Raw genomic sequence first — 15,591 nt, 5'->3', positions numbered from 1 at the left:
AGAGAGGGTAGTAGAGGGGAGCCATAATTCCAGACAGGTATCCGGAATTATGTAAAAATTAATCACATCAACGTTTTTGCTTTCTAGGCCAGACCAGACTGAATCGAGCACCGCCCATAGGACTATGACTGACCATGGCACGGCCGTTATGCCAGTACATGATGCGTCGAACGATAGACAGACCTAAACCATAACCGCCGGATTTTCGTGTACGACTGTCGTCCAGTCTCGAGAAGGCCGAGAAGACTCTGTCCCACTGATCTTCCGGAATGCCAGGACCGTCATCATCGACATCCACTCGACAGGTGTCTTGTGTGGCTGAAAACTTCACAGTGATTTTGCCATCCGCGTAACGACAGGCATTACCCACCAGGTTCTGAACTGCACGGTGGATATAGCGGAAGTCGATATCAGCAAAACGACGAGGATCAAGCATATTACAAGGCGTATGTTCTATCTGAACACGGTCCTGAAGACGCTTATGCTCTTCCACCACCTGCGCCAGCACTTTATCCACATCGTAGCGTTTAAAGCGAATTTCCGGAGCGCCCTGCTCAAGGTTGGCGTAGGTCAGGAACTCATCGACGAGCTTGTCCAGCTCCTCAATATCCTTATCCATACCTTCCAGTTGGTAATCACGTTCTTCTCTGGTTTCGGCATCGGCAATCAGGTCAAGTCCAAAACGCAAACGGGCAACAGGCGTTCTCAGCTCATGAGAAACACCACGAATCATCTCTTTCTGAAGGCTCAGCAATCGCTGAATATGGCCGGCCATGGCATTAAAGGCCTGAGCCAGACGACCAATAGAATCCGCACCATCCAGTGTCACTCGAACATCAAAGTCACCGCGACTGAATCGGGTCGCCGCCCGTTCGAGCTTTCTGAGACGCTTCTCCATTCCCCGTACCAGCAAATAGATCGCCAGACTGAGAGAGGTCAGCACGAACAGCCCCAGCGTCAACATCAACTTGAATGGATAAGGATTTAAGAGATCGAGAGGCCCCATTTGAATCAGACGACTGTCACCAGGAACCTGACTGAACATCATCAAGCGCTGAGCTTCGTTATCCAGTAACTGAATGGAACCACCGGACTCCAGCTGGCTCAGCTGGAAAGGTTGTAGTTGAGTACTGGCTGGTTGCACCAGTTCCACTGGGTAGCTGAATGAACGAGCAACAATTTTTGCCAGTTCAGCTTCTCGCAACGATTCCGGAATTTCAGCAAGACGGTGATTCAACAGTGTTAAAGCGCTGCTGGCCGTCTGTTCGGAAATGCCAGCAAGCGTTCCACTCAACAGACTGCTTTCATCGATCGGACTCAACACGGTAAAGCGGAAAGCATCGTGTGTCTGAATCAGAATACCGGAGTCTTGTAACTCCTCCGCCTGATCTTCCGTCAGCGAAACGTCGCTGATACCCACTTGCTTAAAATCGAGGATACCAAGACTGATGCCTTGCTGCTTCAGCCACGGCTGCCGTTGTTCTTCCGGAAGTTCAGCCACGTCTTCGGCAGCCAACCGAAAGGTACCGCGAACCATATCTTCACGATAATCGGCCTGGCGCAAACCATTGATCAGGGTAACTGAAATACCGGACAGCACAGCGACGAGCACCAGGGTAAACAGGAGCCCGCCGTAAATACGAAGAAAGATACTGCTCACAGACTGTTATTCACTCTTCACGAACAGGTAGCCCTTACTGCGAACAGTTTTGATGAGGCGCGGGTGCATAGGGTCATCACCAATCTTTGGACGAATACGAGATACTCGAACATCGATGGAGCGATCCTGACCGTCGTACTCAATGCCTCGCAGCTGAGCAAAGATCTCTTCACGACTCAGAACCCGACCGGCGTTGGAGCTGAGCAGCCAAAGCAGATCAAATTCGGCACTGGTCAGATCAACACTGACATCGTTCAGCCAGGCTTCGCGCATGGAGTTATCCACAACCAGCGGGCCAAAAGTCAGTCGGTTGCAGACTTCTTCTTCCTGCTCTTCTGCAGGAGCTGCACTGCGACGCAGTAAGGCGCGGACTCGTGCCAGCAGTACTCTTGGTCGTACCGGCTTGGCGACATAATCATCCGCACCCATTTCCAGACCCAGAACTTCGTCCAGATCATCGGTACGAGCGGTCAGCATAAGAATCTGACCATGATACTGGCTGCGTACCCGGCGGCAGATGGAGACACCATCTTCACCTGGCAACATCAGATCGAGCACGACCAGATCCGGGCGTTCAGCCAGGATACGGTCAACGGCTTTTCCACCGTCGCCTTCGACGGATACCTGCAGGCCATTGTTCTCAAGATAATCCCGGGTCAGCGTGGCCAGCCTTTCGTCATCTTCCACAATCAGGATGCGACCTGTATCTGAATTCTCCACAGCCAAACTTCCAATGATAACCAATAAATAAAGACCACTAATCAGACAGGGATATTACTACAGCCTTGCGTCATAGTCTCGGGGTGATTCCCCCTACTCCCGAACTCGACCTGCTGATTCCTGTCCACTAGCGCAAACACAATTTTTAGCAATTGTCCCGTCAAATAATTGTACATTTTTAACACAATATATTGTGTTCCGCACAACGACGGGGATAAAGCGCCAATATTTTATTTTTTTTATTGAACTCATTCTGCTTATGAATTTTTTTTATAAAAAAAATATAGCGACCGAACCCCGATTCGTAGAATACTGGAAAGCATATCAATGAAAGTAACCCTGCGGTTTGCGAGTACTAACACTTGGATAAAAACCACAAGTTATACACAAGATTTCCACCGGTAGTGCAACTTGAAATCCCCCCGCAACCGCATTATCTTGTGTAGAGAAAAGACACGCACACAACATATTGTATAAGCCGTCGATATAGAATTAGAGCGATAGAAGACGTCACAGGGAATTTAAGTGACTGGATTGAGTTGTCAGGGATGAAGAAACTACTGGTCAGACGGGGCAGTATACACCCCGTAGCCACCACCTCGAGATACAGATTTCACAGCCTTTCAGGCCTGTGATTATCTCTCGGCTTCACCCCAGTAATTCGTACTCCTGCACCAAGACAGGGGGTGGCGTTTTATTGTGGCCAAAATATCAAAACACAATATCTTGAGTTTCACGTTTTTACTTATTAAGGGCATTTGATGAACAAAAATATCCTGGTCTCCAAGCGCGACGGCGACAAGGAGCAGCTGGATCTGGACAAGATCCACAAGGTGATTACCTGGGCTGCCGAAGGATTAAGCCACGTCTCCGTTTCCGAAGTGGAATTGAAGTCACACATTCAGTTCTACGATGGTATCCAGACCACGGATATTCATGAAACCCTGATCAAATCCGCTGCCGACCTGATTTCCGAGCAAGCGCCTGACTATCAATATCTGGCAGCCCGCCTGGCCATCTTCCATCTGCGTAAAAAAGCGTATGGCCAGTTCGAGCCACCTCACCTGTATGACCACGTGGTGAAGCTGTCAGAGTTGAAAAAATACGATAGCCACCTGCTGAGCGATTACAGTCAGGCAGATTTTGAAACCATGAACGGTTTTATTGATCACAGCCGTGATATGAACTTCAGTTACGCTGCGGTTAAGCAACTGGAAGGTAAATACCTGGTTCAGAACCGTGTTACCGGCGAGTATTACGAAAGCCCGCAGATGCTCTATATGCTGATCGGCGCCTGCCTGTTTGCCAGTTATCCACAGGCTACCCGCCTGGACTTTATTCGCCGTTTCTACGACGCAGTCTCTACCTTCAAACTGTCACTGCCGACACCGATCATGGCCGGTGTTCGAACACCGACCCGTCAGTTCAGCTCCTGCGTACTGATTGAGTGCGGCGATTCTCTGGATTCCATCAACGCCACTTCCAGTGCCATTGTGAAATACGTTTCCCAGCGTGCCGGTATCGGTATTAACGCCGGTAACATCCGCGCTGTTGGCAGCCCGATTCGAAACGGTGAAGCCTTTCACACCGGCTGCATTCCTTTCTACAAACACTTCCAGACAGCTGTTAAGTCCTGCTCTCAAGGTGGTGTTCGTGGTGGAGCAGCGACTCTGTTCTACCCTATTTGGCATTACGAAGTTGAAAACCTGCTGGTGCTGAAGAACAACCGTGGTGTCGATGAAAACCGTGTTCGTCACCTGGACTACGGCGTACAGTTTAACCGTCTGATGTACCAGCGTCTGATCACTGGCGGCACCATTTCTCTGTTCTCACCGTCTGATGTACCTGGCCTGTACGATGCCTTCTTTGCTGATCAGGAAAAGTTTGAAGCGCTCTATGTTCAATACGAGCAAGACGACAGCATTCGTAAGAAGACACTGAAAGCTCTGGAACTTTTCTCTCTGTTTGCTTCCGAGCGAGCCAGCACTGGCCGCATTTATCTGCAGAACGTTGATCACTGCAACACTCACAGTCCGTTTGACCCGGAAGTCGCTCCGGTTCGCCAGAGTAACCTCTGTCTGGAAATCGCACTGCCGACCAAGCCTCTGCAGCACGTTCACGACGAAGAAGGTGAAATTGCCCTCTGTACGCTGGCCGCCTTTAACCTGGGCAAGCTGGACGATCTGCACGAGCTGGAAGAAATGAGCGAACTGCTGGTTCGTGCTCTGGACAGCCTGCTGGATTATCAGGATTACCCACTGCCTGCGGCTTACAACGCCACCATGGGACGCCGACCTTTGGGTGTGGGTGTGATCAACTTTGCCAACTATCTGGCCAAGCACGGTGTTCGCTACTCTGACGGTTCTGCCAACGGCCTGACACACAAGACTTTTGAAGCCATTCAGTACTATCTACTGAAAGCCTCCAACCGACTGGCCAAAGAACAGGGTACCTGTACCAAGTTCAACGAAACCACATATGCCAAAGGCATTCTGCCGGTTGATACTTACAAGAGAGATCTGGATGAAGTCTGCTCTGAAGGACTGCATCTGGACTGGGAATCTCTGCGTTCCGATATCAAGACTCACGGCCTGCGTAACTCAACCCTGACCGCACTGATGCCTTCCGAGACATCCTCTCAAATCAGTAACGCCACTAACGGTATTGAACCACCTCGTGGTTTCGTCAGCGTGAAAGCCAGTAAAGACGGCATCCTCAAACAGGTTGTGCCTGATTTCGAAGAGCTGCGTCATAACTACGAACTGCTCTGGGACATTAACGGCAACGACGGCTATCTGCAGCTGGTTGCGATCATGCAGAAGTTTGTCGACCAGACCATTTCAGCCAACACCAACTATGATCCAGCCCGCTTTGAAGGCGGCAAGGTACCGATGAAACTGTTGCTGAAAGATCTTCTGACCGCCTACAAGCTGGGTGTAAAAACGCTTTATTACCACAACACCCGTGATGGCGCTGCAGACAGCCTTGAAGACGATGACGGCTGTGCCGGCGGCGCCTGCAAAATCTGACGAAAATCGTCTATTGCCGGTTAAGCCAAACCACATTTAACCGGCGGACTCAAACCAGTGATAGAAGACCTTTGTACTTCATCTTCTATCAACACTACTAACTTCGGGCTTGCTGGTGACAGCAACCCTCAAAGCGCCAGGCATCATGAGCTACTCAACTTTCAATCAGGAACAGTTTAACGCCACCCAGGAACCGATGTTTTTTGGCCGTAGCGTCAACGTTTCCCGTTATGATGTTCAGAAGCACCCGATCTTCGAAAAGCTGATTGAAAAGCAGCTGTCGTTTTTCTGGCGGCCGGAAGAAGTCGACCTTTCCACCGATCGCAGCGACTTCGCTCACCTGCCGGAACATGAAAAACATATATTCCTGAGCAATCTGAAGTATCAGACTCTGCTGGATTCGATACAGGGACGCTCTCCTAACGTAGCTCTGCTGCCTATTGTTTCCCTGCCGGAACTGGAAACCTGGATAGAGACCTGGGCCTTCAGTGAAACCATTCACTCTCGCTCATACACTCATATCATTCGCAATATCATGAATGAGCCTTCTCAGGTGTTTGATGACATTATTACCAACGATGCCATTATCAAGCGGGCCGAAGCAATTACCCAACACTACGATGCTTTGATTGAAGGTGTGAACTACTACAACAACCTGGGTGAAGGTCAGCATGAGATCAATGGTCAGACTATAGACGTCTCTGCTCGTGAATTGAAAAAGACACTGTACCTGACCCTGATGTCCGTAAACGTCCTTGAAGCCATTCGTTTCTATGTCAGTTTCGCCTGCAGCTTTGCTTTCGCCGAACGTTCTACCATGGAAGGCAATGCCAAGATCATCAAATTGATTGCTCGTGATGAAGCATTGCACCTGACCGGCACACAGCACATTCTGCAATTAATGGCGGATGGAAAGGACGATCCGGAAATGGTTGAGATTGCCCATGAACTGAAAGACGAAGCCCGTCAGATTTTCATTGATGCCGCTGAGCAGGAAAAAGGCTGGGCAGACTACCTGTTCCAGGACGGCTCAATGATCGGCCTGAACAAGGACATTCTCTGCCAGTACGTGGAATACATCACCAACCAGCGCATGACGACTCTCGGTTTCGAGCCAGCCTTTACCATTTCCCAGAATCCACTGCCCTGGATGAACAGCTGGCTGAACAGCGACAATGTTCAGGTAGCACCACAGGAAGTAGAAGTCAGTTCCTACCTGGTAGGACAGATTGACAGTGAAGTGCAGTCAGAAGATTTCAGCAACTTCTCTCTGTAACCGAATTGATGAACCATTCGGCAGTGTACTCAAGGATTGAGCCACTGCCGGTTTCCAGCACTGTTTTTCAGCAATCTCTCATAGAGATTGTGAAAGCAGCGTCAGCAAATCAGGAGCAAGAATGGCTAACATTGTCAAAATCATGGAAGGTTTCAGTTTTATCCCCCGCACTGAACTCAATCTGCTGGAAGCACTTGAGTCTCAAAATATCGATGTCGATTACCAATGCCGTGAAGGCTTCTGTGGCAGTTGTCAGGTGCAGTTAGTCGACGGTGAGGTTGAGTACTTCGCTGACCCCATCGCCTATGTCCCGGAAGGCCGAATTTTGCCTTGCTGCTGTCAGGCCAAAGGTGATCTGACGGTGGAAATTCCTGGCGGTTGCCATATAAAAAAGTAAGTTTTGCCTTTGTGCTCATACAAAACCTTGCTCTTCCTGTCTTTCTCTATCCTTGAAAAGGATCTCATTCCACTTAAATTTATTGTTTCTCATAACGACCTGAAGCTGGACATAAGATCGACTAGAGTTAATACGATATTGAGAAGCTCAGGCTAGGGACGCTCTCAAAAAATTCCAATATCGGCAGAAACATAAACCATGAAATTTGTCTGGCTCATTCTGTTTTTATTAGCTTCTCCGCTTTCTGCTGCGGCAAAACTAACTTCTTTCTGCCTGGTGGGCGACTGCAAATACGCAGACGGTTTTACTCACTTTAACTACGTTAACCCCAAAGCCCCCAAGGGAGGTATGCTCAGGGAGGTCAGAACAGGCAGTTTTGACAGCCTGAACCCTTTTGTGGGCAAAGGCATGCTACCTGACTATCTGTTTCAGCAGCACTCGCCTTTGATGGTTCGCTCCCTTGACGAGCCCTACTCCATGTACCCCATGATCGCCGAGTCGCTGGAACATGCTGATGATTACAGCTGGGTCACTTTTAACATCAATCCCAAAGCACAATTCAGTGACGGTAGCCCCATCACCTCTGAAGACCTTAAATTCAGTTTTAACTCTTATAAAAATTCCAGCTCATTATTCATGAAGAACCTCTACAAGGATATTGGAGAGCCCGAACTATTGAGTAAACACCGCATTCGTTTTCCTGTAACAAACCCCAGCCGCAAGGCTGTCAGTCTGCTGGCTTATCTCAGAATATTGTCCAAGTCGTATTGGTCAAATCAGAATTTTTCAGACAAACACCTCTACTCCTTTGTCACCAGCGGGCCTTATCAGGTTTCATCGGTAAAGCCGGGGCACAGCATTGTTTACCAACGGGTTCCGAATTTCTGGGCTGCCAACCTTCCGGTGAATAAAGGACGCTACAACTTCGACCAGATTAGAGTGGACTATCTCCGAGATCAGCACGCTTCTTTTGAAGGCTTTAAAGCTGGTGAGTTTGATATTTATATTGAGCCTGACATTCGCCTCTGGCATCAGGCCTATGACTTTCCTGCGCTGAACAAAGGTAAGGTGATCAGGGAAACGGTTGATTTCACTTATCCGGCAGGGATGACAGGACTTGTGTTCAACCTGCGTCGCCCGGTATTTCAAAATGTGGCGTTGAGAAAAGCATTGATCGCTTCACTGGATTTCCAATGGATTAACGAGAAGCTGCTTTATGGGGATTACCAAAGATTCACCAGCTTTTTTACCGGCACAACACTTATGGCTAAAGGGCTTCCTGAAGGCCGTGAACTGGAACTACTTTCCAACTATAGAAAAGAGCTTCCGGAAACAGTATTCAATGAGCCCATTTCGCCTGCTACAGGCAACTCAAATCGCAACAAACGATCGGAACAGAAAAAAATCATAGGGCTGTTTAAGACTGCTGGCTATCAGCTGAAAGACAGCAAAATGATTGATAATAAAAGTTTGAAACCCTTGAGCATTAAATTACTGACGGCCGACCCAAAACAGGAGAGATTACTGCTTCCTTTCAAAAAGAGCCTCGCCAGCGTCGGTGTTGAGCTGAGAATCATTACTTTGGACCAGAGCCAGTTTCGTGATCGGGTAAGAAGCTTTGATTTCGATATGGTTGACTGGCACTACTTCCAGTCTGTCTATCCAGGCACTGAAATATACAACACCTGGAGCAGTAAAATGGCAATGGAAAAACGCAGCGGCAACGTTGCCGGCGTTCAAAACCCAGCCATTGACTTTCTACTGTCAGAACTGGTCACTGCTGAAGAATACAAAGACCTTCTTCCTATCTGCAGAGCACTGGATCGAATCCTGATTCATGGCCACTATATGATTCCCAAATGGTACTCCAACAAGTCGCACTTCTCTTACTGGAAACACCTTCATCATCCTCCCATGGACCAGCTGTTCTGGCTTGATATGAATAACTGGTGGTACCAGCCTTAATTTATTCCTTGAAGCATTTCTGGCTGAAGCAGAAATACCATCTACACTCAAGCTTCCAAAAAATAATAAATATGAACTATGAAATACATTTGGCTATTGTCAGTACTTCTGCTGATCTCATTGGAAACTCAGTGCCAGCAAGAACGTACGCTGTTTCAGTTCTCAACCCCCTTGCACCTGTCTCTGAAAGACACAAGCAAGCACATCAAGGTTATGCAGCTGGCCAGAAAAGGGAATTTTGGCGTAGGCACTTTTCCACGCATTGGTGATGAATTAATTGCTCTGAATGGCGAGTATTATCTGAGCAAAGCGAATGGCCGTGTTTATCCCGCAACTCCAGCGATGAAAGCCCCCTTTGCCGTAGTCGGTAACTTCAAACCTGAAAAAACGTTAGCTGTAACAGAAGACCTGGATCTGCCCGCACTCAAGAGGTTTCTCGACCAATCTATTGATAATAAAAACCACGTTCAAGCCATTCATATCGAAGGCACTTTCCGCTCTATTTCACTACGTAGCCTGCCTGACCAGGTGCCAGCTATTCGGCTTGAGGATGAAAAACGCGTGGATAAGCAAGCACTGGATCTTAGACTTCAGCAGGGTTCTCTGGTTGGCTTCAGGTACCCGGAGCATATGTCCAGGTTCAATACACCGGGATACCACTTCCACTTTATCGATAGCAGCCGGAAAGTTGGTGGCTATGTTATTGCTCTGCAAACGGGTATCAGTAGAGTTGAAATTGATAACCTCGAAGCCATCAAGATCAAATGCACACCATCATCCTCAATTCTGAAAGCAGATGCATTCAGTATCACCATACTGACGTTTCCGATGATTACAACAGACCACATCCGACGTATTGACCCACTGTTAATGTTCCGTACAATGGCCGACAATTTGCCTCAGAAGCTTGCCATTGCTCACGGGCTTTATTAACTTGGTGTTAGTTTACAAACGGATTCAATATCGGTGAGCATCGTTCATTTATTGCTGATCACAACAAAACGAACTGTCGACGCAGGCAAAGCCTTCTGCGTTTCCCGGTATTTTTAAAAAGCCCCTTTTTCAGGGGCTTTTTTTTAGCCCGTTTTTTATAGCCCGAACAACTGTTCTTAAGTCGAACATGGCAGCCATAGGACAATAAAACAGCTGATACCACCGTCAGCCGTATAACTTTCGTGGAACAGGTAACACTTGTGAAAAACCCGCTACATCAAAAAGACATCATATCCATCGCAGATCTCAGCCGGTCAGATCTTGAGTTGATTCTGGATACCGCCGCCGAACTGAAGGCCTCTCCCCGGCCAGACCTGCTGGCAGGAAAGGTGATTGCCAGCTGCTTCTTTGAAGCTTCAACTCGTACTCGCTTATCTTTTGAAACGGCGGTACAACGCCTTGGCGGAACCTTGATCGGATTCTCCGACAGCAGCAACACCTCTGCCAAGAAAGGTGAAACACTGTCAGATACGGTCAAAATCATCAGTTCCTACACCGATGCCTTTATCATGCGTCATCCTCAGGAAGGTGCTGCCAGACTGGCTTCCGAGTTTTCTGGTGTACCTGTCATTAATGGTGGCGATGGTTCCAATCAGCACCCGACTCAGACTCTGCTGGATCTGTTCAGCATCAAAGAATGTCAGGGCAAACTGGATAACCTGAAAATTACTTTTGTGGGTGACCTCAAATACGGCCGAACCGTTCACTCCCTGACTCAGGCATTATCCCTGTTTGGCGCTGAGTTCACCTTTATTGCACCTGATGCGCTCTATATGCCAGATTACATTCTGGAAGAGCTGGACGAGAAAGGCATCAGGTACCAGCGGGGAGAGAGCATTGAATCTGTTGCTTCCGAGTCAGACATTATCTATATGACTCGAGTACAGAAAGAGCGATTTGATGAGACCGAATACAAACACATCGCCTCCAACTACATTCTGGGGCTGGACTCTCTGACCAACGCTAAAGCCAATCTCAAGGTTCTGCACCCGCTACCAAGAGTGGATGAGATTCAGGTTGAAGTAGACAGCACTGATTTCGCTTATTACTTCCAACAGGCTGAAAACGGTGTCTATGCCCGCCAGGCGCTGCTGGCACTGCTACTGAATGAGAAGGTTTGAGGAGCAGAACAATGACGAATAAATTACAGGTAGAAGCCATTTGTCAGGGCACTGTGATCGACCATATTCCAGCCGGTCAGGGCGTTAAGATTCTTGAGCGTCTGCACCTGCTTGATTCCGATGTCAGCATTACTGTTGGTTTCAACCTGCCCAGTAAGGCTCAGGGTCGTAAGGACATTATCAAGGTCAGCGACCTGAAATTCACCGAACAGGAAGCCAACCAGCTGGCTCTGTTTGCCCAGGGCGCCACCATCAATGTTATTGAAGAATACGATGTGGTTGAGAAATTCAGCATGGCTGTACCGGAAACGCTAAAAGGTGCTTTCTCCTGCCCTAACTCCAATTGCATTACACATAATGAACCAGTTAGCAGCTTCTTCCATCTTAAGGAAAAAGAAGATGATATCCGTCTGAAGTGCCATTACTGCGAGAAGTCATTCAGTAAGAATATTGTTGCTGAGATCTGACCGTTCATGCTGCAGGCCGCCTGGTTTGCAGCCAATCATTTCCTTCTATATCAATTAGTTAGAATCAAAGAACTATTTTCTGTGACTTTAGTCTAATACCTCAACTGAATATCAAAACCTAGATTGAAAGTATCTTCTGCCTTTTCAATGCCTTGGGTGTAAACACCCGGACATTCGAAATCAGAGGTTATTTGCCCGCCTGCGGCGGGCAAATAACCATTACATATTCGATCAGATGTATTCATACACTTGTTTCGAAGAACAGGCAGCAGGACAGAGGGAAGAAGTATGGATGTAGGCCCGGTTAAAAGTTTTATGCAGTTGTTCACTCAGGGAACTGACAAACCCACTGAGAAAGAGACCATTCTGTCTAAAACCATGAAGTTTGCGGAGGAGTCGACCTTCTTCTTTGGCTTTTTTAAAAACCGTTCTGTCAAGCATCTGCCTGATCAAACTCTTCTGATGCAGCTCTACAAATCCAAACTGAAGAACAAGAAGCGCAAGGTCACTAAAAAGAGCGAACCGAGCAATCTTTACATGCGCAACCGCAGAAAACAGAATGAAGAAGATCAGGAGCATAAAGACCAGCCTGAAGACTGATCTTCGCTTTCCGCCCCCGTTTCCCTTAAAATCCTTTATAAGCTCTGATTCAGAGCCTGACGCCGCAGAATCGAGATCAAAAGCCCTGTGGCGTTCCGGTACATAATTGCGATGTACCTGTGCCTTTTCTGACTTCAACGAACATATGCCCGATTTCATCGTTATGGGCAGGAGCAGAGTTTGGCAACCTATCCCCCGATCGGGCAGCACCAGATTTGTAAGACCTCATCGGGAAGCGAATACCACTATGGAACGAGATTAAAACATTGAGCGGTTTATTTGGCCTGTTTGGCAGAAAAAAACAGCCTTCAGCTCCTGAGTCCAAAGCCCCATCCAATAAGGGTGGCAGCCGGAAAAAGAGCACTGAAGACAAAAAAGACAAGGGCAAGCGATCCCAGAATCCAGCCCACCCGAGCCACCCAAGAAGCAGCCATGGCAAAAAGCCGCAGAAGAAAGCGCCGCCACCCTGGGATCTCAGTGAATTCAAGGTTGAGCCTGAAGAAGGCAAGTCACGCTTCCACGACTTCGACCTGCCTGAAGGCTTGATGCGTGCCATTCATGACTCCGGCTTCAAATACTGCACACCGATTCAGGCAGAAGTACTGGGCAGTACCATTGCCGGCCGTGATGCCATTGGTAAGGCTCAGACAGGCACCGGTAAAACCGCGGCCTTCCTGATCAGTACCATCAAACAGCTAATTGATATTCCTGCCCCTGATGAGCGCTTCCTTGGCGAGCCCCGAGCGGTTGTCATCGCTCCAACTCGTGAGCTGGCATTGCAGATTGGTAAGGATGCTGAAGACCTGACCAAATACCTGCCACTGAACGTGGTAACAGTGGTTGGCGGTATGGATTACGACAAGCAGCGCAGCAAGATTCACGGCAACTTCGTTGATATTCTGGTGGCTACACCTGGTCGATTGCTGGATTACTGTGAGCGTAAGGACCTATTTCTTGATCTGACCGAAACCATGATCATTGACGAAGCCGACCGTATGCTGGATATGGGCTTTATTCCTCAGGTTCGTCGCATCATCCGTATGACGCCTCGTCCGGGCGACCGTCAGACCCTGTTGTTCTCAGCCACCTTTACGGATGATGTTCTGCGCTTGGGAGAACAGTGGACCTACAACCCAGTCAAAGTTGAGATTGAGCCTGACAGCGTAGCGACTGATACTGTTGATCAGAAGCTCTATATCGTGACTCACGAGCAAAAATTTCCGCTACTGATGAACCTGGTGAACAGTAAAGAAATTGAGCGTGTCATCGTCTTTACTAATCGACGTGACCAGACCCGCAATCTGACTGAAAAGCTACAGAGGAAAGGCGTTAAAGCGGACATGTTGTCGGGAGAGGTTCCCCAAAAGAAACGTATCAAGGTACTGGAACAGTTCAAGGCAGCCCAGCTGAAAGTACTGGTTGCAACAGATGTAGCCGGTCGAGGCATTCATATCGATGGCATCAGCCACGTTATTAACTTTAACCTGCCGGAAGATCCGGAAGACTATGTTCACCGCATTGGTCGTACCGGCCGTGCTGGCGCGACAGGTACCAGCATCAGCTTTGCCTGTGAGGAAGACTCCTTCCTTCTACCAGATCTGGAAACTCTGCTGAACACCAAACTGAAGCTTGAATACCCACCGGCAGAATTGCTGAAATAAGTAAGCTGTTCGTCATTTCTGTGTCAGAGTTTTAGTGACTCTGGCATGGAAACTCTCTCTTTTCTGCACACGTCAAACGATCAACGGTAAACATTTCTGTAAGATTTATAAGCAGAAATAGAAATGTCATTTCCCCAGTTTAGAATTAATTCTTCAGCAGTAGAAGCATTTGTTCACACAAGAATGTTTTTTTATTTCCGATAACATTTTTAACTTGCTGAGTTGGTTCTTTTTGTTAAGAATTAAAAGTGAGTGATCCAAAACACGGACGGGGAAACTGCCTATGGGACACGCCTTGGAAGCCAGGCCGATCATCTCAACCGAAACCATAACCTACATACTCGATAGCAACGTTCTAATACACGATCCAAACTCAATCTTAAACTTCGAAGAGCACAACGTGCTCATCCCCATGACAGTTCTGGAAGAACTGGACAAGCTCAAAAACGGCAAACAAACCATCGCAGCAGATTGCCGCCAGGCCATCAGGCTTATTGACCAGATACTGGGTAACGCCTCACCCTCGGAGATAGAAGCAGGCATACCCATCACCCGTGGAGATAAATCAGAGCCCCATGGGAAATTATCCATCCTTCGCTCTCATCTTCAGGACAATATCACCACTCTGCCAACCAGCAACAACGACAACCGTATAATCAACGACATCTGTCACTTTCAGGAAACACATCCCGGTGCCCAGGTCGCCCTGGTAACCAAAGACATCAACATGCGACTCAAGGCCAGAGGTTGCGGCATTCCAACGGAGGATTACCACAGCGACCAACTGGTTACCGATATTGAACTGCTGAACAAAGGCTACCGCCATTTCGACGGTAACTTCTGGGATAGAATCAGCCAGGTTCAGACCGAACAGCAGGAAGGTGTCACCTACCACCACTTGTTAAAGACTGATCTTGGAGAAGATGTTTTTCTCAATCAGTTTTTCCTGGACGACACTGGGTTTGTGGCAAGGGTTAATGGCATCACCAAAGATGAAGTTCAGCTGCAACATATAAGCCGGGAAAGCCTGATGAATCAGGAAGCCTGGGGGCTGCGACCACTGGATATCTATCAGGCCATGTCGTTGAATCTGTTACTGGACCCTGATATCCACCTGGTGAATCTGACCGGTGCTGCCGGTTCGGGTAAAACCATTCTGGCACTGGCAGCAGCGATAGAGATGACTGTTGCTACCAAACAGTTCCGACGGATCATTGCTACTCGCTCAACCAGAGGACTTGATGAAGACATCGGTTTCCTTCCCGGTACCGAGGCCGAGAAGATGGAACCCTGGCTGGGTGCCATTACCGATAACCTTGAAGCATTGCACTGTGATGATGAATCAACCAATGGCAGTGTTGATTACATTCTGAATCAGGTTCCGCTGCACTTTAAGTCCCTGAATTACATTCGGGGCCGAAGTTTCCAGCAGAGTTTGATTCTGATCGATGAGTGTCAGAACCTGACCCCTCACCAGATCAAAACCATCATCACCCGTGCCGGTGCCGGCAGTAAGGTGATCTGTCTTGGTAACCTTGCCCAGATAGACACACCTTATCTTGCGCCCACCAGCTCAGGGTTAACTTATATGACCGAGAGGTTTAAAAACTTCCCTCATGGCGGAGCTATACAGCTGAAGGGCGTGCCACGCTCACCTCTGGCGGCTTACGCAGAAGAAAATCTCTAAGCTCAAGACTCCAAA

General features: G+C 48.3%; 12 protein-coding genes. 10 read left to right on the top strand and 2 right to left on the bottom strand.

Going from position 1 to position 15,591, the window contains the following annotated elements; all coding sequences use genetic code 11:
* Window positions 1-67 precede the first annotated feature (67 nt).
* Both EOPP23_RS21735 and EOPP23_RS03600 read right to left on the bottom strand, forming a co-directional pair.
* Window positions 68-1,660, bottom strand: a complete 1,593-nt coding sequence (locus EOPP23_RS21735; RefSeq protein WP_153764610.1) for an ATP-binding protein — start codon at window positions 1,658-1,660, stop codon at window positions 68-70.
* Window positions 1,661-1,666: 6 nt separating this feature from the next.
* Complete coding sequence (locus tag EOPP23_RS03600; protein ID WP_370514611.1) at window positions 1,667-2,380, bottom strand: response regulator; 714 nt, start codon at window positions 2,378-2,380, stop codon at window positions 1,667-1,669.
* Between the two features lie 761 nt (window positions 2,381-3,141).
* On the opposite strand from EOPP23_RS03600, the gene nrdA reads away from it, so the two are divergent.
* The 10 genes from nrdA to EOPP23_RS03550 all read left to right on the top strand — a co-directional run bounded on the left by nrdA (window position 3,142) and on the right by EOPP23_RS03550 (window position 15,576).
* Window positions 3,142-5,409, top strand: a complete 2,268-nt coding sequence (gene nrdA / locus EOPP23_RS03595; RefSeq protein WP_153764608.1) for a class 1a ribonucleoside-diphosphate reductase subunit alpha — start codon at window positions 3,142-3,144, stop codon at window positions 5,407-5,409.
* 145 nt (window positions 5,410-5,554) lie between these two features.
* Window positions 5,555-6,685, top strand: coding sequence for a class Ia ribonucleoside-diphosphate reductase subunit beta (gene nrdB / locus EOPP23_RS03590; RefSeq protein WP_153765013.1), 1,131 nt, complete (start codon window positions 5,555-5,557; stop codon window positions 6,683-6,685).
* Between the two features lie 121 nt (window positions 6,686-6,806).
* On the top strand, window positions 6,807-7,082 hold the full coding sequence (gene yfaE / locus EOPP23_RS03585) for a class I ribonucleotide reductase maintenance protein YfaE (RefSeq protein WP_153764607.1): 276 nt from the start codon (window positions 6,807-6,809) through the stop codon (window positions 7,080-7,082).
* A 198-nt stretch (window positions 7,083-7,280) separates the two neighbouring features.
* Entirely contained in the window at window positions 7,281-9,047 is a 1,767-nt protein-coding gene (locus tag EOPP23_RS03580) for an extracellular solute-binding protein (RefSeq protein WP_153764606.1), read from the top strand.
* 78 nt (window positions 9,048-9,125) lie between these two features.
* Complete coding sequence (locus tag EOPP23_RS03575; RefSeq protein ID WP_153764605.1) at window positions 9,126-9,980, top strand: acetolactate decarboxylase; 855 nt, start codon at window positions 9,126-9,128, stop codon at window positions 9,978-9,980.
* Window positions 9,981-10,240: 260 nt separating this feature from the next.
* Entirely contained in the window at window positions 10,241-11,161 is a 921-nt protein-coding gene (pyrB, locus tag EOPP23_RS03570) for an aspartate carbamoyltransferase (RefSeq protein WP_370514610.1), read from the top strand.
* Between the two features lie 11 nt (window positions 11,162-11,172).
* On the top strand, window positions 11,173-11,628 hold the full coding sequence (gene pyrI / locus EOPP23_RS03565) for an aspartate carbamoyltransferase regulatory subunit (RefSeq protein ID WP_153764604.1): 456 nt from the start codon (window positions 11,173-11,175) through the stop codon (window positions 11,626-11,628).
* A 288-nt stretch (window positions 11,629-11,916) separates the two neighbouring features.
* On the top strand, window positions 11,917-12,228 hold the full coding sequence (locus EOPP23_RS03560; protein ID WP_153764603.1) for a hypothetical protein: 312 nt from the start codon (window positions 11,917-11,919) through the stop codon (window positions 12,226-12,228).
* 266 nt (window positions 12,229-12,494) lie between these two features.
* Window positions 12,495-13,889: an ATP-dependent RNA helicase RhlB gene (gene rhlB, locus EOPP23_RS03555; protein WP_153764602.1), complete on the top strand. Its 1,395-nt coding sequence runs from the start codon at window positions 12,495-12,497 to the stop codon at window positions 13,887-13,889.
* A gap of 283 nt (window positions 13,890-14,172) precedes the next feature.
* The gene (locus tag EOPP23_RS03550) at window positions 14,173-15,576 is read left to right on the top strand and encodes a PhoH family protein (RefSeq protein WP_153764601.1); all 1,404 of its coding nucleotides are present in this window, start codon (window positions 14,173-14,175) and stop codon (window positions 15,574-15,576) included.
* Window positions 15,577-15,591 lie beyond the last annotated feature (15 nt).

The organism is Endozoicomonas sp. OPT23 (assembly GCF_009653635.1).
Classification (GTDB): domain Bacteria; phylum Pseudomonadota; class Gammaproteobacteria; order Pseudomonadales; family Endozoicomonadaceae; genus Endozoicomonas_A.
This window is presented reverse-complemented; position numbering and strand designations above follow the sequence as displayed.

Bases quoted from the DNA above. Each gene is read 5' to 3' on its own strand.
- pyrI (WP_153764604.1), top strand. From the start codon at position 11,173: ATGACGAATAAATTACAGGTAGAAGCCATTTGTCAGGGCACTGTGATC.
- nrdA (WP_153764608.1), top strand. From the start codon at position 3,142: ATGAACAAAAATATCCTGGTCTCCAAGCGCGACGGCGACAAGGAGCAG.
- nrdB (WP_153765013.1), top strand. From the start codon at position 5,555: ATGAGCTACTCAACTTTCAATCAGGAACAGTTTAACGCCACCCAGGAA.
- EOPP23_RS03575 (WP_153764605.1), top strand. From the start codon at position 9,126: ATGAAATACATTTGGCTATTGTCAGTACTTCTGCTGATCTCATTGGAA.
- EOPP23_RS03550 (WP_153764601.1), top strand. From the start codon at position 14,173: ATGGGACACGCCTTGGAAGCCAGGCCGATCATCTCAACCGAAACCATA.
- EOPP23_RS03560 (WP_153764603.1), top strand. From the start codon at position 11,917: ATGGATGTAGGCCCGGTTAAAAGTTTTATGCAGTTGTTCACTCAGGGA.
- EOPP23_RS03580 (WP_153764606.1), top strand. From the start codon at position 7,281: ATGAAATTTGTCTGGCTCATTCTGTTTTTATTAGCTTCTCCGCTTTCT.
- yfaE (WP_153764607.1), top strand. From the start codon at position 6,807: ATGGCTAACATTGTCAAAATCATGGAAGGTTTCAGTTTTATCCCCCGC.